A 19304-nucleotide genomic window follows, 5' to 3' on the forward strand; every position below is an offset into this window, starting at 1 on the left:
AGCGATGTCCGCGGGGTGCAGTTCCCGTAGCGCTTCCACTACGGCACCCCGCTTCGATCCCTGATTCTCGCTTAAAGCAAGATACCGATGCCTACGCATACCAGCAGTATGCAGACGATTTGCCGCAGTCTCTCCTTCGACACTGGCGGCTGGCGATTCGCGGCGAGGATGGTCACCAGCATGGCGACCGGAAGCGCCTCTGCCGCGAGTTGAAGCGCGAACAGATTCACCTGCCCCGAGAGCCCCATCACCGATAGCCGCAGCACCGCGCCAACACCAAAACTGAAAATCAGCGATTCCTGGATGACCTCCACGGACCAGGGCTGACGATACACCGCATACACCAGCGGCGGACTCGCCGTAGCAAACATGCCGCCGAGGACGCCCGACAGTGCGCCGACGAACGCAAAGGTCCTGGGACCAGACGCCACGGCGTAAGGCCTGGCCGCCTTCCAGAGCAGCATGGCACAACCGACCACACAGATTCCCAGCAACGCGCGCAAGGTCTGGAACGCGTGGGTAGCAAGAAAAGTCAGCAATGCCATACCGACAAGAGAACCGCCCAGACTGCAAACCACCGCAGGCTTGATTTCCGGCTGAATCCTCAGCGGGCGCCTCTTGTACAAGAACAGCGCTGCGTTCAACACGATGATGACGGTTACCGCATTGACCGCATCCGGCAACGGCACAATATCGGTCAGCGCAACCAGGCCCAACAGGACCAATGCCAGCGCGAAGCCGGTCACGTTCGACGCATAGACGGATATCGCCACAAACAGCACGAATAGCAGGTGCGCTCGAGCTTCTGTATCTCCTGACAGCATGGTGTCTCCAACGTGCCGGGCGCGCCGCTATCAGCAAGCGCAGCCATCCCTTGATCTCACTTTCGCGGCGACGTCCACGGCCGGCTAGACGTTGGTGTAACCGGAGATAAAAGTCTTCTGCTCCCCGGTCTGCTCGTCATAGACATGGCGAGAGATCTTGCCGATGTTGCCCCCATACACATGGATGCTGATCGACACGCTGTCGTCATGCGCATTCGCCACGCGGTGAATATCTCCAATCGACGGCGACACCCGATCGACGTGACCGGGCTTGAGAAAGTCTTTGCCGAGGGAACGCATCGGCTTGCCAGGCGCAGCGACTTCGAATCGTTCGGACGTCTCGGCACCGCGTAGCATGCCGATGAGGGCCCACACCGTGTGGTCATGCACCGGGGTCTTCTGGCCCGGGCCCCAGACAAAGCTGACCACCGAGAACCTATCGCCCGGGTCGGCATAGAGAAGGTATTGGCCGTAGTACTGGGGATGCGGCTGCGAGTACGCCTCCGGCAACCAGTCATCCACGGCAATCAGTTCGCCAAGCAGCTTCTCGCCCGCATCGAGGATGCGGCGCTCGTTGCCTTCAGCGGTATCGACGATCCGGGTCATTCCGGCGATAAAGTCGGTAAAAACCTTGGGCAGATTCATTGCATGTCTCCTTTCTGGGGTCAAAGCCTTACGTCGTCGCGCGGCCCAGGTCACTGCCAGGCCGCCCTGGTTGATGCTTTTCCATCCTGACAAGGCAAGTGTGAGCCGCACAGCCTTGCGAGAAGCCGGAGCTGCCTTTGTCCAGGGTCAGCACGTTCGGATTGCCGGCGACATCTAAGGCGTTCGGCCCCTCGTCTTCCGGCGCATACCACGCGCCCGTCGGCAGCATCAGCACGCCTGGCCGAACCGCATCGGCAACGGATGCCGATGCCAGGCACTGTCCCCGGTCATTCCATAGCCGCACCGCGTCGCCATCGGATATCGACAGCCTTGCCGCATCGCCCGGATGGATCCACACCCGCTCACGGCCGTTATGCTTGGTCGCCATGCTGACCGGCGCCTCGTCCAGCTGGCTATGCAGCTTGCCGGCCGGCTGGCGGGACACCAGGTGAAATTCTTCCGGGCCGGCGCAGCCCAGCCACTCGGCGGGCGGGATCCAGGACGGGCACGGCGGACAGTCGTCAAGGCAAAGCGTGGCTAGCTTGTCGCTACCCAACACGATGCGCCCGCTTTCCGTGTTGAGGCGATGCCCGTCGGGATCACGCCGGAAAGCTTCGAGATAGGTGAACATGGCCCTGGTCGGCACCGGCGTCGAGCCACGTTCCCAGAATGTCTCGAACTCCGGCAGCTCGACGCCCAGCCTTTCCCGGCTGTGCCGCGCCGAGCGTTCGTACATCATGCGGATCCACTGCATCTCATCCCGCCCTTCGCTGAAGGCGCATTCCACACCGAGACACGCGGCGATACCGCGGACGATGTCGTAGTCGTTGCGCGCCATGCCCACGGGACGGATGGCCTGATGCATGGCGATCAGGTGGTCGGAACGGCGGTTGCCCGCAATATCGTTGCGCTCGATGGAGGTGGTCGCGGGCAGCACAATGTCGGCGCGGCGGGCCGTTGCTGTCCACATCGGCTCCTGCACGATAATGGTATCGGGACGAGACCACGCCTTGCGCAGCCGATTCAGATCCTGATGGTGGTGAAACGGATTTCCGCCCGCCCAGTACACCAGCCGTATGTCAGGGTAGGTGTGCGTCATGCCCTCGTACGTGAACTCTCGCCCCGGCTTCAGCAGCAGGTCGGCGATGCGTGCGCACGGGATAAAGTCTGCATTGGGTTTTGCGCCCTGCGGGAACGCCGGAGATTGCGCCTGGGAAAGCGGCGATCCGACACCGCCAAGGGAACCATAGCCAAAGCCGACGCCAGTGCCGGGCAGTCCGATCTGGCCGATCACCGACGCCAGCGCCAGGGCCGCCCAGTATGGCTGCTCGCCATGGTCTGCCCGCTGCAGGCTCCAGCTCACGGTGATCATCGAACGCGTATCGACCAGGCGGCGGGCGAGCGCCTTGAGACAACCAACGTCAAGGCTCGATATCCGCGAGGCCCACTCCGCGTCTTTCCGCACGCCGTCATGCTGTCCGGCCAGATAGGCCAGGAAGCGATCGGAGCCGCTGCAATAACGGTTCAGGAACGCCTGGTCGTGCCGGTTCGCCGAGACGATTTCTCCGGCCAGCCCCAACATGACCGCGGCATCGGTGTTCGGGCGCACGGGCAGCCATTCGGCCGGCACCCACTCCGGCAAATCGTCACGCATCGGCGAGACCAGGAAGAACCTGACGCCGTTATCGACCATGGCCCGCAAATGGGATTCGAGCTGGTGGCGTGCAACACCGCCGGCCTCGCTCTGGGCCGTGCGGGGCGACAGCCCGCCGAAGACAACAACGGTTTGCGCATGCGTGGCCACGGCATCGAGCGTGGTGGCGCCACCATTGCAGGCCTCGCTGTCGCCGAGGACGTGGCGCAGGATGACCGGGCCGGCGGCAATGCTGTAGGTATCGACATGGCCGGTATAGCCGCCGACCAGGTTCAGCATCCGCTTGATCTGCGAGGGGGCATGATGGAACCGCCCGCAGCTGGTCCAGCCATAGGAGCCCGCGAAGATCGACGCATTGCCGTACTCATGGCGCACGCGATCGATCTCGCTGGCGACGATCTGGTTGGCCTGCTCCCAGGACACCGGCACGAACGCTTCGTTGGCCTTTCGCTCGCCCGGCCCGCGCTTGGCGAGCCAGCTCTTCCGGACCATGGGCTGAGCAATCCGGTTGGCGGACTCGGCCCAGTACTTCACCGAGTGGATGACCGGTGACGGCGACGGATCTCCTGCGAACGGCTCGACCCCGACGATCCGGTTGTTCTCCACCAGCAGGGTATAGGCGCCCCAATGGCTGCAATGGCTAAATTTCTGGACTGCCATGGATTTCCTCCTGCCGCTCACTTCGGCGCTTGTCGCAGCACTGTCGCGTCCCCGGACGTCCTCGCCAGCACACCCAGGACCCGCTGCGCCACCAGTTCACAAACTCGCAGCTCCGAATCGGCGGTCACGCCGGCTACGTGCGGTGTCAGCAGCAGGTTCGGCACCCCCGCCAGCACCGACCCGCCAGGCAGCGGTTCGTCGTCGAATACATCCAGTGCGGCCGCCCGGAGCTTTTTTTCCGTCAGGGCGCGCGCCAGAGCTGCCTCGTCGACGATGCCCCCTCGCGCGGCATTGATCAGCACCGCTTCAGGCCGCATCATGGCGAGCCGGTCCGCATTGATGAGGCTACGTGTCTCCGGCATCAGCGGAACGTGCAGACTGACAACGTCACTGACGGCCAGCAATTCGTTCAGGGAAAGCATTTCGCATGGGAAGTCGGGCGACGTCCCCGGCCGAAGCGCGGCGTCATGCGCCACCACGCGCATGTCCAGCCGGCTGGCCAGGCGGCCGGTCAACTGGCCGATCGAGCCGAATCCCACCAGGCCCAGCGTCCGACCACAGACCTCATGGCCTTCCGGCGTTGCCGGACGGGTCCAGCAGCCATCGGCCAGCGTGTCGCTGACGCTGTAGTGGGAAAACCTGAGCAGCAGCATGGCGCAGGTCACGACATACTCCGCCACGGAGCGGGCGTTGGCTCCGAGGGCCGGGATCACTTCGATACCGCGCTCCTGGCAGGCGGGAACGTCGATATTGTCAAGGCCGACCCCAAGGCGACCAACGGCCCGGCACTGGCCGAGCGCATCGAGCAGCTCGCCACGCACCTGCGTACGGTTTCGGACGATCAGGGCCTGGGCATCGCGCGCGGCATCCAGCAGCGCCGCCTGGCGCGCAAAGAGGGTAGGGTCGAACACGACCTCGTGCTCCTTGCGCAGGCGCTCCAGGGACCGGGGGTGAATCAACTCGGGGATCAGGATCTTCATGTTGGCTCTCGTGGTTCCGGGCGCTCGGTTACGCCGTCGACGTCGGTCTCGATCATCGATGCCAGGTCTACTTCAGCAGCCCGCTTTGCTTGAGCACCGGCGTGTACTTGCGGTAGTCCGCCCAGGCCGCCTCGCGCGCGGTGGCACCATCCTGGTAGGCGATATCCAGCGCGTTGTCCGCGGCAAATTTCCTGAATTCCGGCGTTTCCATGGCCGCCTTGGCGGCATCATGGATGTACTTCACCACGGGTGCCGGCGTTCCTTTGGGAACGACGATGAGGTAGCGCACGCCGAAATCCGCCGCGACGCCCTGCTCCTTCATCGTTGGCACGTCCGGCAATCGTGACTGCCGCGTTTCGCTGAAGGAGCCGAGCGCACGCATCTTTCCTGACTTCAGGTACGGCACCGCCTCGATGGGCTGCGCGATCGCGGCGGTGATGTGCCCGCCCAGCAATTGGGGGCCCCCTTCTCCCCAACCCTTCTGGGCCACGTCGATCAGCTGCACACCGGCCAGGCGCTCGAACTGGAGCAGGTTGAGATGGCTCAGAGTCGTCACGCCCGGAAAACCCACGCTAAGGCTTTCCGGGGCCTTCTTGGCCGCATTGAGCAAGTCCTGCATCGTCTGGTAAGGCGAACTGCTCGGCACCAGCATCACCGGGGCGAAGTTGACGATGTTGATGACTGGCGTGACATCGTCCGGCGATTTATAGGACAACGAATTGACCTGCGGCGACAGCGCCAGGTTCGAGTTGGGTACGAATGCGAACTGATACCCGTCTGGCTTGGCCATCGCGAGCGTCGACACCGCCAGGCTGCCACCGACACCCGGCTTGTTTTCGACCACGATGCCCGAGGGGAACCTGGGCGCCATGACCGCTGCCAGCTTGCGCGTGACAAGGTCCGCGGCACCGCCCGGAAGATACCCGACCAAGGCGGTGACCGGTCGGCTCGGGTAGCCGTCCTGCGCCATCGCGGGGGATACGACGGCGCTTAAGAGAAACAGGGAAAGTAGTGCTCGCATGCTTTGTCTCCAATCGATCTTATGTTTTGCTGGGGATATGCGGGTCAGCGCCCTGCCTGCTGCTTAATCGCCGAGCTCGACGAAGGTGGTAACCATGCGACGCTCTGCTTCGGGCGCGAGCGTCATGCCCAGGCCCGGTGCCGTCGGCACGTGGAAGCGGCCGCCCTGCGGCTGCAGATCCTCGATAAACAGATCCCTGTTACACGCCTTCAGCGCATACGTGTGGTGCTCATGAATCTCGAAATTGGGGATGGCCGCTTCGAACTGCAGCGCAATCGCTGTGGCCAACGGCGATCCGCACACATGGGCCTGCACCCCCACATCGAAGGTGTGCGCGAGGTGTGCAATCTTGCAGGCCTCGCTGATGCCACCGACCAGGCCCACGTCCGGCTGGATCATGTCGATCGACCCGGCCTCCAGGTACGGCAGGAAGCCCCAACGGGTATAGAGCCGCTCGCCGGCGGCTACCGGCACCGGCGACTTGCGCGCGGCACGGTTGTGCGCATGCGCGCCGTTGTAATGAGTCGGCTCCTCCATAAAAAGAATCCCGAGGTCCTTCAAGGTTTCCGCCGCCTGCAGCGCGCCGGCCGTGGAGGTGAAGGAGTGCAACTCGAGGATGATGTCGGCGTCGGGGCCAATGCCGTCCCGCACCGCCTCCATGCGCGCGCGCAGCATCTTGCGCTGCTCGGGTGTCAGGATGCCGCGCAGCTTGGCAGCGCGGCTGCCGTCCGGCGCGATCATCAGCGGATCGACCTTGACGCAGTCGTAGCCTTCCTCGCGCGCACGGACCGCGGCTTCGCGATACCGCACCGGGTCGACAAGGTTCACCGTTTCCCCGGCCCAGTCGAATTGAAGCTGGCTGGCATAGCAGCGCAGCGGCGCCGGCGTGTCGGCGCCCAGCAGCCGATGCACAGGCAAGCCAAGCGCCTTGCCTTTGATGTCCCAGAGCGCCGCGTCGAGCGCGCTCATGGCGCCGAACACCACGGGCCCGCCGCCTTCGGCCCAGAAGGACTTGCGCAGCATCCGCTCCCAAATGGATTCGGTCGAGAACGCGTTGTGGCCCAGCACGAAGCGCTGGCCCAGCGCCAACACCATCGGCCCCGCGGCCTGCGCGCCGGTCCCGTACGCCATGCCGACCTCGCCCAGTCCGCTGACGCCTTCTTCGGTGTGAACCCGGACAAATACGTGATGCCACGAGGCAATGCCGCCCTGGCCGGACAGTTCGGCCTCGAGCACTTCGATCTTGGTAATTTTCATGATGGTCTCCCCCAGGCAGTTTGGGTTGGATGGCCGGCGCGCCAGGTGGCAGCCGACCATTGCGAGATGGGCATGAGAGGATGCACAGCACTCCCATGCCGTGATGACAGCCCCGACGAGGGCAGTTCGTGCTACTCGACCCGGATGTTGGCGTCCCGCGCCACGGCGCTCCAGCGGTCGACTTCGCTCAGCAGCAGCTTGCGCAGCACCTCTGGATTGCCCCCGCCGGGCTCGGCACCCTGGCGCCGCCATTGCTCGACAAAGGCATCGTGGGCAAACGCGCGGGCCGTGGCGCCGTTGAGCGCGGTAACGACCTGCACCGGCGTGCCGCGTGGCGCGAACAAGCCGTACCAGCTCGCCGCGTCATAGTTGGGCACGCCGGACTCGGCGATGGTGGGAAGGTCCGGCAGCGTGCGCGAGCGCTGCCTGGAAGTCACCGCGAGCGCCCGCACGCTTCCGCTGCGGACATACTGCAGCGCCGACGGCATGGTTTCGAAGTAGACCTGGATGGTCCCGGAGATCAGGTCGACCAGCGCGGGGCTGGAGCCCTTGTAGGGGACGTGCATCATACGGGTTCCGGTGACGGCCTTGAACTGCTCCGCCATCAGGTGGTGCAGCGTGCCGGTGCCGGGCGAGCCGTAGGCCAGCTTGTCGGGATTCGCCTTCAGGTAGGCGATCAGTTCGGCGACGTTCTTTACCGGCAGCTTGTTGGTCACCAGCAGCACATGGTCCACCCGCCCCAGGAAGCTGACCGGCACCATGTTGCGGATGTCATAGGGCAGCGCCGGGTAGACGGTCTGGGCGATGGCGTGATGCGCAGCGCCAAACAGCACGGTGTAGCCATCCGGCCTGGCGCGCGCCACCGCATCCGCACCGATGGTGCCGCCCGCGCCGGCGCGATTCTCGACGATCACCGATTGGGATAGCTCGCGCGCAAGTTGCGACGAAACCAGCCGTGCCAGGATATCGACAGTGCCACCTGGCGGGAACGGCGCGACCAGCCGCACCGGCGCAGCGGGATAGGCCCCGCTCGCTGCGCGCACACCCACAAGCGGCGCCATGGACCCCGCGCCGATATACGACAGGGCTTTTATGAAGTCTCTGCGCTTCATATCTTTGTCTCCTCCGTTATTTTTGCGACCGGCCTTATTTCGCGAGGTAGCCGTGGCGCGTCTGCGGCAGCTTCATCTCGAGCACGCTCGCCGCGACCTGCGTTCTCAGGATCTGCGCGGTGCCGCCGGCAATGGTGAACATCCGGGCATCGCGGACGTGCCGCTCCATCGGGTTGTGGCGGCCATAGCCAGACGACCCATAGAGCTGCAGCGCATCGTTGGTGACCTTGTTGGCCGTCTCGGCGGCGAAGATCTTGGCGCGGGCGGCGCGGGCCATGTCGGGAAACTCCTTGCCGCTGCACGCGGCCGAGTGCAACAGCAAGCGCGCGGCCTCCAGTTGCACCGACATATCGCTGATCATCCACTGCAGGCCCTGGAATTCGGCGATGGGGCGGCCGAACTGCTGGCGCGACTTCGCATAGCGCACGCCTTCCTCGAACGCGCCCTGCGCGATGCCGAGCGCCACCGTGCCGGCACCGACTCGCTGCGCGTTGTACGCGTTCATCAGCGCCGCGAAGCCGCGCTGCAGGCCGCCCGGCGGTACCACCAGCATGGATTTGTGGATCTTCAGGTCGCGGAACTCGATATGCGTCTCGGGGATGCCGCGCACGCCCATCGCGTAGAGACGGCGGCCAATCACCAGGCCTTCCGGACTATTGCCATCGCGCACGCAGATGAACGCGCCGATGCCCTGGTCGACACCGTCGTCGAACACGCGGGCGAAGATCAGGTGCAGGCGCGAGACACCGCCGCCGGTGATCCAGTACTTTTCGCCGTTCAGGATGTAGTCGTCGCCGACCCGGTCCGCGCGGGTGGTCATCTCGCTGGCGGCGCTGCCGGCGTTGGGCTCGGAGATGCAGATGGCGGGCTTGTCGCCGCTGAGCACGGCCGCCGCGGCGAGCTTGCGCTGCTCGTCGGTGCCATAGCGCAGAATGGCGCCGATCGCACCCATGTTGGCTTCGACGGTAATGCGGCCCATGGTGGCGCACGCCTTCGCCATCTCCTCGATCACGATCACGGTATCGTGGTAGCTGCGACCTTGTCCGCCCAGCTCCTTTGGGATCGTCATCCCCATGAAGCCTGCGGCAAGCAGCCGGTCCACGTTCTGCCAGGGATAGGCCTCGGTCAGGTCGGTGTCGGCAGCGGTCGGTGCGAATGCGTTCTGCGCCAGGTCGCGCGCGGCCAGTTGCAGTTCTCTTTGTTCAGCGGTCAGTTCGAACATGCGTCTCTCCATTGGTTTATGAGTTGCCGAGCCAGTCTTTCAGGATCGCGTCGCGATGCTCGTCCAGCCGGGGCGGGGGTTTTCGATAGGTAGCGGGCGTCTCTGACAGCTTGAGCGGATTGGCGAGCAGCCGCAGCTGGCCGTCCTTTGCCCATTCACAGGGCATGCGGATCTCAGCGCCCCGTGCCTTGACATGCGGGTCGTTGAAAACGTCTTCGAGGTTGTTCACCGGGCCGCATGGCACCCCCGCGTCTTCCAGCGCGGCGAGCCATTCGGACCGGCCACGCTGGCGTAGTGCCGCGGCGACCAGCTCGCACACCGCTTTGCGATTGGCAACCCGCGCCGGGTTGGTGCGGAACCGCGCATCCGCGGCGACGTGCATCAGGTCGGCGACCTCGCAGAACCGCTCGAACTGGCCATCGTTGCCGACCGCGAGGATCATCGGTGCGTCAGCGGTATCGAACACCTGATAGGGCACGATATTGGGATGTCCGTTGCCGAGCCGTTGCGGCAGCACACCGTCGGCAAGGTAGTTGGTGGCGCCGTTCACCAGCCACGCAATCTGCGAATCGAGCAGCGACACATCGATATGCTGGCCGCGGCCATGCGCGGCGCGGTACTGCAGCGCGGCGAGGATGCCCACCGCGGCATACATGCCAGTCATGACATCGGCGATGCCGACGCCGACCTTCATCGGCTGGCCGTCGGGCTCGCCGGTGAGGCTCATGATGCCGCCCATGCCCTGGATCAGGAAGTCGTAGCCCGGTCGCTGCGCGTAAGGGCCGGTCTGGCCGAACCCCGTGATCGAGCAGTAGATCAGCCTGGGGTACTGTGCCTTGAGCTGCTCGTATGACAGGCCATAGCGCGCCAGCCCACCGACCTTGTAGTTCTCCACCAGCACGTCGGCGTGCTGCAGCAGGTCATGGATCAGCGCGCGCCCTGCCTCCGACGCCAGATCGATGGCAATCGAGCGCTTGTTGCGATTGGCGCTGAGGTAGTACGCGCTTTCCTGCGTCGGGTTACCGGCGGCGTCCTCGATGTATGGGGGACCCCATTTGCGGGTATCGTCACCCTCCCCGGGGCGCTCGACCTTGACGACATCGGCGCCAAGGTCGCCAAGCAGCTGCGTCGCGCTCGGCCCGGCAAGGATCCGCGAGAGGTCGAGAACCTTGATGCCGGCCAGCGCCAGGCGGTCAGGAGGCACGTTCATTGCGCACCTCGCAAGCATTGGGCCGCTGGGCACTGGCCTGGTACGGCCACGCTGCGGTTCGGCGTTCTACTGCATCGCATGACAAGATCTCCTTGCAGGTCATGCGATCGATTCTAAGAATCGGTGTCCGACAAGCTCAATTGAATTGCGGCGCAAGGAGAGGAGAAACCCCTAGGCAGCCGCCAGCGTTGTCATTTGCGCAGGGCGATGGCAAGCATCTCGGCGGTGGCACAGAGAGTCTCGCCCGCCGTGAGCATCATCTCGACCCACACCTTGCGGCCGTCGATGGCTTTCAGTTTTCCCGACACCGTCAGTACCTGCGCCTGCGGCGTGGGTGCAAGGAAGTTGACCTGGAGTGAAGCGGTAACGAACCGGCCCAAGGGTCCGGAGGGGCCGTCCGACTGCTGCCTGTGAAAGGCGGCAGCGGAAGCCGTGCCGTGGCAATCGAACAGCGATGCGATCATGCCGCCGTAGACGTTGCCAGGCACGCCACCGCTGTACATCGGGTCCGGCGTGAAACGGGAAACTGTTTCTGTGCCGTTCAGGTAGGTCCTGAGTCCGTTGCCATGAGGGTTGGCGACGCCGCACCCATAGCAGTGGCTGTTCTCGGGGGAATATTCTTTCTGGATCCAGACGTCGGCGCGGTCGATATCACTCATGGTCAAGAGGCAATAGTGGCTAGTCCCCGTAACGCCGCAGCGTGCAGCGGGCGGGTTCCGGCAAATGCCCCGAGCCTAAGAGTGGCCTCGCTCATGTGCAATTGAATCGGATTTCAATGCGAGCCGAAGACCACCACCTTAGTACCTGGCCACGCTGAACCGCTTCGCCTCCTGCCACAGCGCCTTGGCTGCGGGCGACAGCTTGTTCTCGCTCAGGCAAGCCAGCCCGATGCTGCGGCGGGTCTGGGGCAGCAGCGGAACATAGCGCACGCCCGGATACGTATCCGGGACCGCAAGCCGGGCCAGGATCGAGACGCCTTCGCCACGGGACACGTACTCCAGGATCGACATGATCTGCAGCAGCTCATGCGCGATCGTGGGACGACAACCATGGCGCGCGAATAGTCTCTGGATCAATTTCTGCGAACCCGCGCGCGTCATGATGAACGGAAAGCGGGTGATTTCGGCGAGCTGGACTTCGGCCTGCGCGGCCAGCTCATGGTCAGCGGGCAGCACCGCAACCAGTTCGTCGACCGCCAGGGTAATGGTTTCGAAGTCGGGCTTGGGCAGCGTGACCGCGGCCAGCTCGATGCGGCGCTCGATCAGGTCCTGGCTGGTTTCCTCGTCCGGCCGTTCGGTGACGACCACGCTCACGCCCGGATACCTGGCCCGGAACTGCTGCAGCAGCTTGGGCAGCGCATGCAGCGACGCGCTTGCGCCGAACGAGCCGACGCGGATCAGCCCGGTCTTCAGTTCCGCGCCGGCACGCGCCGTGGCAGTCACCAGCTGCAACGAGGCGAACACGTCCCGCACATGCGGCAGCACCTGTTCGCCAGCGTAGGTCAGCGACAGCCCGGTCTGGTTGCGCTCCACCAGCTGGACACCGAGCGCATCCTCCAGCGCCCGCAACGCGTGGCTGGTGGCGGATGGCGTCATGCCGAGCTTGGCGCCGGCGCCTGCTATGCCATCGGAAGAGACCAGTGCGAGGAGTAGTTCTAGTTGCCGCAGGGTAGGGTGCTGAGCTCTTTCAGACTTGGGCATCGACGATCCAAAGGCAGAACAGGTGGCGTTGAGATGGATTTCACCCCTAGCCGCGGATCGTTGAAAGTAGCCTCATTAGTTAGACGTGTCAATGGCGCCGGACTGAGCACGTGCGCCAGCGAAAAGCTCTGGCCTTGACTGGCTTAAAAGTCAGTCTCGCCTCCTGGCAGTCAATTCCATGGCTAAGGCCAGGAACAACGCAACCGCGCTGCTGGCAAAGATGAGCCCGTAATTTCCGTCTGTGCGCGAGAACAGCCAGGCATAGCCGTAGCCGCCCAACGCCTGGAACAGCGCGAACGATGCCGTCGCGCGACTCCAGGCGGCTCGTTGGTGGATGGCATCATGCGGTAGCAACTCCTGTATGCGTCCCAGCACCAATGGCACGATGCCGGGCGTGAAAGCGCCCAATATGATGGTTGACACCATTAGCACAGCGGTATGCTGTGAGATTGCCAACAGGCCAACTGCGATCGCCTGCAGCAACAGGGCAATCCGATAGGCATTGCCGAAGCCTACCCTCCCCCCGGCCCATCCGCTGAACAGCGGTCCCGCAGTCGCCGCGACGCCATAGAGCACCCAGTAGCGTGCGCCTACTGTCGCGCCTTGTCCCAGTCCACGTGCGACATAGTCGACCAGCAGAACCATGGCTGGCACCAGTCCCAATGCATTAGCGGCGTACTGCATACAGATGATTCTGAGCATGCGAGCAAGGGTGGGACGGCTGGCTGCAGCACATTCATTCACCGATCCTGGCGCAGGTCTGCCAGCGGGCTTGTCCGCGGGTGGCCACCCGTCCCAACTCAGCACGGTGAGCAGCAGTGACACCGCCCCCAGGCCGAGCCATGCCGCACGAAGGCCCATCGACAGCAATCCGGGTACCAAGGTGCCGGACGCAGCAATGCCCAGACCCACACCCAGAAATATCATGCCGCTCACCAGTGCCCGGCGGGCCGATGGGATATGAGGAAGGATTGTCGTTGCCACCAGCACCATGATGGCGCCGCCGGAAAGCCCGGACAGGAAGCGCCAGATGAAGAACCAACTCAGGGAGACCGGAAGCGCACACGCGAAGAACGCCGCGGTAGCGGTCAGCATCATCCAGCGCATGACGTTCCGGTTCGACATGCGAGCGGCAAGCAAGCGGCCTGACAGTGCGCCCACCAGGTATCCGGCAAAGTTCGCCGCGCCAAGCGAGACAGCGTCGGCAGCGCTGAACCAGTGGGCCTGAATCAACGCCGGTATCAAAGGCGTGTAGGCGAAACGGGCGAGTCCGATCGCGACCAGACTTGCACTCAAGCCGGCGAAGGCGGCATGCAACGCACGCCGGTCGATCAGCCCGCTTGCATGGGGCAAGCCAGCACTTGCTTCCGTAGCTGTGACATCTTGTGACATGGCAGAAATTTTCGTGGGAATCAGACCCACTGGATAAAGCGCTGAACATCAATTGCGAACGTACTGGCTTCCGATAAGCCAGATGCCCGAAGACACGCTTCGGGCGAGGCATCGCTACCGCGGCAGCGCTGAAGTCAACTGCGAGATCGCGCGATCCAGCGTCTGGCGTGGGCACGCCAGATTGGCACGCATGAAGCCGTGGCCCTCCTTGCCAAACTTCGGTCCACGATCAAACCAGACGCGGGCCTTGGTCAGCAGGAAGTTCTCGAGGTCTGCGGGAGGCAGTTGCAGATCCCGGCAGTCAATCCAGGCCAGGTACAGAGAGTCCGAGTCCAGAACGCGGATTCCGTCGACACGGCTGTTCACCTCGGTGCGGAAGTATTCATGATTGGCGGCCACCTTTCCTACTAGCGCGTCTACCCATTGGTCCCCTGACGTGTAGGCTGCCTCCGTTGCCAATGCGCCCACCATGTTGACGTGCGCATTCATGTTCCGCTCGATCGTTCGCTTGATCTCGTCCCGCTTACCTTTGTCAGAGACGACGATATTCGCGCACTGCAGGCCCGCCAGGTTGAAGGTCTTGCTTGCCGAGATGCAGGTGACACTATTGTCGGCATAGTCGTCCCCGAGCGAGGCGAAGGGCGTGTGCCTCTTGCCACCACCGAAGACGAAGTCCCCATGGATTTCATCGGATATGACGAGCACACCATGGCGACGGCAGATGTCGCCCATGGCGCGCAGCTCGTCCGGGCTCCAGACGTTCCCGGTGGGATTGTGAGGATTGCAGAGAATGAAGAGCTTGGTATCCGCTTGAATGGCGCGCTCGAAGGCCTCCGGGTCAAAGCGGTAGCGCTCGCCATCGAACCTGAGCGGCGCCATCGCCAGCTGGCGCCCGTTGATCAGGACGTCATGGTGGAAGTGCACGTATACCGGCGGCTGGATCAACACCGAATCCCCTGGCCGGGAAAAGGCATGGATAAGGGTCTTGAGCGCGGCAATGACGCTCGCAACCGGCACGATCCATTCCTCGTCGACGGGCCAGCCAAAGCGCCGGCTCTGCCAGTCCGCTACCGCCTTGAAGTAACTCGCCGGAACCGAGGAGTATCCGAACACACCCTTGGCCACCATCCCCTGAATTGCCTCGACGACGACGCTGGGGGAGCGGAAGTCCATATCCGCCAGCCACATCGGAATCGGCTCGGCTCGCACCTGATGCGGTGTGAGAAAGCTGGCCGGAAAACACCACTTCATCGAACTGGAGTCGCTGCGATCAACGATGTCGTCAAATTCGAACTCTGAAACCTTTACCATCACATCATTCCCTCAAACATCCATCATGCGTTTTCAGTACCCCAATGCCTTCAATACGGGCGTCATGCATACGACCACACCCACGAAGAATACGAAGTAGACCGACTTGGACTTGTAGGCGTGTAGCGCAGGAACCTTGTAGACAAGCAGGCACGGGATAATGAAGGAGGTGACGCCGTAGATGGGCGCGGCGATTTGCTGTAGCAAAAGGATCGAGAACTTTGATTGCACCCAAAACCAGAGCGCTCCCACGATCAGGACCGATGTGCCGATTGAAACCACCTTTCTGTTGATGTTCTCCCTGGGAATGAACCGGGACAGCACATTGATCGCGATGCCGGAAACAGCCTCGTCGATCCCCAGGTACAGGCCGAAGAATGCAGTCACGATGGCAAACACGTTCAGCGCGGTCGTCATCAGCAACACGTCAGCCCCAGGAATCACACTACCTGCCAGGGCCAGTGCGGAGATGTTCTGTGCCTTGGCAGACAATGCCTGTTCGTGCGATAGCGAGAACGTGAACGAAGTGGCGAAGAACAACACCGATACCACCAACACGACATATGCCACCCGGTGCGCGCGGATCGCGCGGTATGTCGCGATGCGCGGATCTGAATCTTGCTTGCGGAACGCAATGTTCATCGGACTCAGTATCTGAACGAAGAGAATCGAGAACACGGTGAACGGCAAAGTCAGCACGGTGTCGATCGCCAGCTTCTTCAACTCGGGGAACGAAGGAAGATTCCCCATGATGTCCCAATGCGGGATCATGACGAAGCCCAAAAGCAGGACAATAGCGAGCTTCACGATCACCAATGGCCCGGAGACCTTGAACAGCAACCGCTCACCTTGCGCCGCGATCAGCACCAGCACAACCAGAATCGTCAGAGAGTACAGCGGACTATCCGACAGCAGCTGGGTGGTGATACCGAAGGTCTGCAAATACTTGGCGCTATCGAAGGTCACGGCCAACGAGTACGTCAACATCCCCTTCAGCAGCATGAGGAGATAAGCAATACTTAGAAAGAAGCCCCAGTTCTTACCCAGGTAATGGGTAATGATGCTGACATAGCTATCGCAGTCCGCGCTCTCCGACAGCGTCCTCAAATAAAGGTTCTGCATCATGTAGAGCGCGGGATAGGCCAGGATGACGGATGCAATGAATACCCACACTCCCATGATCCCGACCTGGACCGGCAAAAACACCACGCCGGCACCAATGGCCATCCCGATACACAGGATGACCCAGCCGAGGTCGTAGCGCGTAAACGGCACGCGCATCTCCTCAGCAGAAATGGTCAGTTGTCTCATTTCTCCTCCATAATTTCTCAAGCTATTTTTTAAAGCAGTTCGGCAGTCGGGCCTTCTTTGCTTTTCAGCACACCGACGCTTGCATACGGATTGGTGGTCCTCACTTCCTTTCGCCTTCGACCCCGATCCATTCTCAGGGACTTTCGACGATTCAGTTAGCGAATTCCCTTCAAACCATCTTTGATGGAAAGTCAAAGATGCCGGCGTCGCCGGGTAGGTGGCGCGAACCAAGTAGATGCGATGCGTCACGCTTCGGAATAGAATGATGCTGCCCTCAGCACTACAGGGGACGCGCATACGCTGCCAGGCCGGCGCCTCCGAAAATATGTCTAAAAGCTTCGCAACGTTCACACAGATCACTGTGTTTGTCAGGGTGGCCGAACTGGGCAGCTTGAGCGCAGCTGCGAGAGAACTCAATCTGTCGCCTTCAGCCGTGAGCAAGAGCCTTTCGCAGCTCGAAGACCGACTTGGCGTATTGCTGGTCAAGCGCACGACCCGCAGCATGACGCTGACGGATAGTGGTCGCATCATGCTGGAGCGGGCGAACGGAATTCTCTCCGACGTAGAGAGCACCCTTGATGCAACCAGACAGTCCCAGCGCCTTGAAGGGACACTGAGGGTGACTTGCTCCATTGCGTTCGGCAGCAAGCAACTCACCCCTATAGTGGGCAGGTACCTCGGCGCATATCCGGATGTGGACGCGCGCGTAACACTTGACGACCGGCTGGTAAATCTCGCTGAAGAGAACTTTGATGTCGCGGTGCGCATCACGGTCGACACCGACTCGGGCTACGCCGCTCGCAAGCTGGCACCCATACACTGGGTATATTGCGCTGCGCCAGCGTACCTGGCCAGGCATGAAGCGATTCTGGAACCTTCCGACCTGATGCGGCATCAATGCCTGGTTTATCCGGAAATGACCATGAATGGCGCATGGACGTTCCGGCGAGAAACGATGGTGCAGCACATCGGCATCGCATCCAGGCTGACCTCGAATTCCAGCCTGGCGCTGCGCGAGGCTGCGTTGCAGGGCTACGGTGTCGCTTGCCTGCCCACCTATCTGGTCTCCCACGATATCCTGTCGGGGCACCTGAAGCTTGTGGTCCCGGAATACCGGGCGGCGATCTCACATTCGCTGTACGCGATGTACTACCGCTCGCGTTATGCGCGCGCTGTCATTCGCAGCTTCATCGACTTCCTGGTTGCCGATATTGGCGAGGTGCCCGTCTGGGATCGCGCACTCAGTTCCTAGCCGTGGGCCAGGTCAGTCTGCGCTGAGCTGTTTCAGCTTGACGATTCGGGCCCACTTCTGCGATTCGGCTGCAATGATTGCCTTCATCTGCGACGCATCTTCACCCCCCGCACGCATACCCTGCGACATCAGTCTCGCCTTGAGTTCGTTGTCTTGCAGCGCCTTGACAGTGTCGGCCCGGATTTTGCGCTCAATGTCTGCTGGCGTACCCGCTGGAACTAGCAGCGCAAACCATGCCGAAATATCTTCCAGGCCCGGAACACCAGCTTCGGTTGCAGTAGGCACTTCCGGCAACATGGGAGAGCGGCTTTTATCGGTAATCGCCAGCGCCTTGATGCGGCCAGCGTTCACAAATGGAGATACGGCTGCGATGTTTCCAACCACAACCTGCACTTGCCCCCCCATCAGGTCATTCAACGCGGGAGCCTCGCCCTTATAGGGCACGTGCTTGAGATCGATCCTTGCGGCATCGGCAAACGCTTCTCCCGCCATGTGGACCTGGGTGCCATTGCCGGCAGATCCAAAATTCAGCTGGCCCGGTCTTGATCTGGCAAGCGCCACAAGGTCCTTCAGAGTCTGGGCGGGGACAGCGGACCCTACAGCAATCACCATGGGGCCTCTGGCTATATTGGCAATGATGGTGAAGTCTGAGGGGCTATACGGCAATTGCCGATAGATGTGCGGGTTCACCGTCAGCTGACTTCCGCCGACGAGGATCATCGTATACCCGTCTGCAGGAGACTTTGCCACCAGCGACGCCGCGACACCGCCCCCTGCGCCAGGCCTGTTATCCACTACGACGCTCTGCTTCCATATGTCGCCAAGCTTTTGCGCCAGAGATCGGGCAATGACATCCGTCGCGCCGCCTGCTGCGAAAGGCACAACAAGCCTGACGGGCTTCGTCGGCCATGACTGGGCGAACGCAGAGGAGGCCATCATGGCGCCAATGAAGACCAAGGTTGCTACGCGAAGCTGGGGAAGGATACTCATCATTCGGGTATGCGCGAGCGAAAAAATGGCCTGCTACGGATGCCGAGCCACGCGAAGCCAAGCCATGCCATAAGCCAGCTTGCACTTCGCGGCCGTTTTTACAGTATCTCTCCGGCTGCGAGGAACGACGCTTCGATCCGGGCCGACACAGCCAGGTGAACCACCTTCGCAACCTGCGCTGGCACGATACCTAGCGGCCGCGCCGCATCAACATGACGCTCCATGCAATACACACACTGGGTAATAGTAGCGCAGCCGATAGCAAGCAATTCATAGTCGAGCCTGGACAGGGGCATCCCGTCCTTGTGCATCTCGCCGAGCATCTTCGTCAGCCGCTCGAAATCCGCTGGCGATGACTTGCGGAATTGGGTCATCAACTCACGATCTTTCTTGATTTCGGAAACAGCCGAAGAGACAGCGGCGGAGTCTTCATCGCCATTGAGGTACTTGTAGGCCAGCCTGCCGTAGGCGACCGCGGCACCGGCTCGCAAGGCCGTGGCAACACTGACTGCCTGCTCGATCTCCTCTCGCGCAACGATCCCCTCTGCTTCGTTCCTGCAGGTCCGCAACATTTCCGCGCAGGGAATTGCGACGGCAATGGCGATCCGGACCAGCGCCAGCTGGCGAGGGGTCAATCCCGCTTCTCCATCTTCTGCCGCATGCAAGTGGGACCGGTGCGTCTCAAATGCCTGCACATAGGTCGAAGCCGGGCCTTTTACCCCGGAGATGATTTCCTTGACACTTGCTGCCATAGTCTCTTCCT

At 62.4% G+C, this 19304-nt stretch carries 17 protein-coding genes; 1 reads left to right on the forward strand and 16 read right to left on the reverse strand.

The genetic code is table 11. From position 1 onward, the window contains the following. Positions 1-71: 71 nt before the first annotated feature. The 14 genes from A3AG_RS0116735 to A3AG_RS0116800 all read right to left on the reverse strand — a co-directional run bounded on the left by A3AG_RS0116735 (position 72) and on the right by A3AG_RS0116800 (position 16299). Positions 72-824, reverse strand: coding sequence for a TSUP family transporter (locus A3AG_RS0116735; RefSeq protein WP_018006533.1), 753 nt, complete (start codon positions 822-824; stop codon positions 72-74). A gap of 84 nt (positions 825-908) precedes the next feature. Then, complete coding sequence (locus A3AG_RS0116740; RefSeq protein ID WP_018006534.1) at positions 909-1469, reverse strand: cysteine dioxygenase family protein; 561 nt, start codon at positions 1467-1469, stop codon at positions 909-911. A 28-nt stretch (positions 1470-1497) separates the two neighbouring features. Further along, a complete protein-coding gene (locus A3AG_RS0116745) occupies positions 1498-3783 on the reverse strand; it encodes a molybdopterin-dependent oxidoreductase (RefSeq protein WP_018006535.1) in 2286 nt (761 codons plus the stop codon). Between the two features lie 17 nt (positions 3784-3800). Continuing rightward, positions 3801-4763, reverse strand: a complete 963-nt coding sequence (locus A3AG_RS0116750) for a hydroxyacid dehydrogenase (protein WP_018006536.1) — start codon at positions 4761-4763, stop codon at positions 3801-3803. Between the two features lie 67 nt (positions 4764-4830). Then, entirely contained in the window at positions 4831-5784 is a 954-nt protein-coding gene (locus tag A3AG_RS0116755) for a tripartite tricarboxylate transporter substrate binding protein (RefSeq protein WP_035849037.1), read from the reverse strand. A 63-nt stretch (positions 5785-5847) separates the two neighbouring features. Beyond that, the gene (locus A3AG_RS0116760) at positions 5848-7041 is read right to left on the reverse strand and encodes a mandelate racemase/muconate lactonizing enzyme family protein (RefSeq protein WP_018006538.1); all 1194 of its coding nucleotides are present in this window, start codon (positions 7039-7041) and stop codon (positions 5848-5850) included. A 131-nt stretch (positions 7042-7172) separates the two neighbouring features. Next, on the reverse strand, positions 7173-8153 hold the full coding sequence (locus A3AG_RS0116765; RefSeq protein WP_018006539.1) for a Bug family tripartite tricarboxylate transporter substrate binding protein: 981 nt from the start codon (positions 8151-8153) through the stop codon (positions 7173-7175). Between the two features lie 34 nt (positions 8154-8187). Further along, positions 8188-9375, reverse strand: a complete 1188-nt coding sequence (gene acdA / locus A3AG_RS0116770) for a 3-sulfinopropanoyl-CoA desulfinase (RefSeq protein ID WP_018006540.1) — start codon at positions 9373-9375, stop codon at positions 8188-8190. A gap of 16 nt (positions 9376-9391) precedes the next feature. Continuing rightward, complete coding sequence (locus A3AG_RS0116775) at positions 9392-10585, reverse strand: CaiB/BaiF CoA transferase family protein (protein WP_018006541.1); 1194 nt, start codon at positions 10583-10585, stop codon at positions 9392-9394. Positions 10586-10776: 191 nt separating this feature from the next. Further along, a complete protein-coding gene (locus A3AG_RS0116780) occupies positions 10777-11244 on the reverse strand; it encodes a PaaI family thioesterase (protein ID WP_018006542.1) in 468 nt (155 codons plus the stop codon). Between the two features lie 138 nt (positions 11245-11382). Further along, on the reverse strand, positions 11383-12285 hold the full coding sequence (locus A3AG_RS0116785; protein WP_020384466.1) for a LysR family transcriptional regulator: 903 nt from the start codon (positions 12283-12285) through the stop codon (positions 11383-11385). Positions 12286-12435: 150 nt separating this feature from the next. Next, entirely contained in the window at positions 12436-13677 is a 1242-nt protein-coding gene (locus tag A3AG_RS0116790) for a YbfB/YjiJ family MFS transporter (protein WP_051073534.1), read from the reverse strand. Positions 13678-13791: 114 nt separating this feature from the next. Next, entirely contained in the window at positions 13792-14988 is a 1197-nt protein-coding gene (locus A3AG_RS0116795) for a MalY/PatB family protein (protein WP_018006545.1), read from the reverse strand. Between the two features lie 33 nt (positions 14989-15021). Continuing rightward, positions 15022-16299, reverse strand: a complete 1278-nt coding sequence (locus A3AG_RS0116800) for an SLC5/6 family protein (RefSeq protein WP_018006546.1) — start codon at positions 16297-16299, stop codon at positions 15022-15024. A 262-nt stretch (positions 16300-16561) separates the two neighbouring features. Here A3AG_RS0116800 and A3AG_RS0116805 point away from each other — a divergent pair, with 262 nt between their 5' ends. After that, complete coding sequence (locus tag A3AG_RS0116805; protein WP_018006547.1) at positions 16562-17551, forward strand: LysR family transcriptional regulator; 990 nt, start codon at positions 16562-16564, stop codon at positions 17549-17551. 12 nt (positions 17552-17563) lie between these two features. On the opposite strand, the gene A3AG_RS0116810 is transcribed toward A3AG_RS0116805, so the two are convergent. Together A3AG_RS0116810 and A3AG_RS31725 are read right to left on the reverse strand one after the other, a co-directional pair. Continuing rightward, positions 17564-18544: a Bug family tripartite tricarboxylate transporter substrate binding protein gene (locus tag A3AG_RS0116810; RefSeq protein WP_018006548.1), complete on the reverse strand. Its 981-nt coding sequence runs from the start codon at positions 18542-18544 to the stop codon at positions 17564-17566. 95 nt (positions 18545-18639) lie between these two features. Continuing rightward, positions 18640-19293: a carboxymuconolactone decarboxylase family protein gene (locus A3AG_RS31725; RefSeq protein ID WP_157625333.1), complete on the reverse strand. Its 654-nt coding sequence runs from the start codon at positions 19291-19293 to the stop codon at positions 18640-18642. Between the last annotated feature and the right edge of the window lie 11 nt (positions 19294-19304).

It is taken from the genome of Cupriavidus neocaledonicus (assembly GCF_000372525.1).
In the GTDB taxonomy this organism is placed as follows: Bacteria; Pseudomonadota; Gammaproteobacteria; order Burkholderiales; family Burkholderiaceae; genus Cupriavidus; species Cupriavidus neocaledonicus.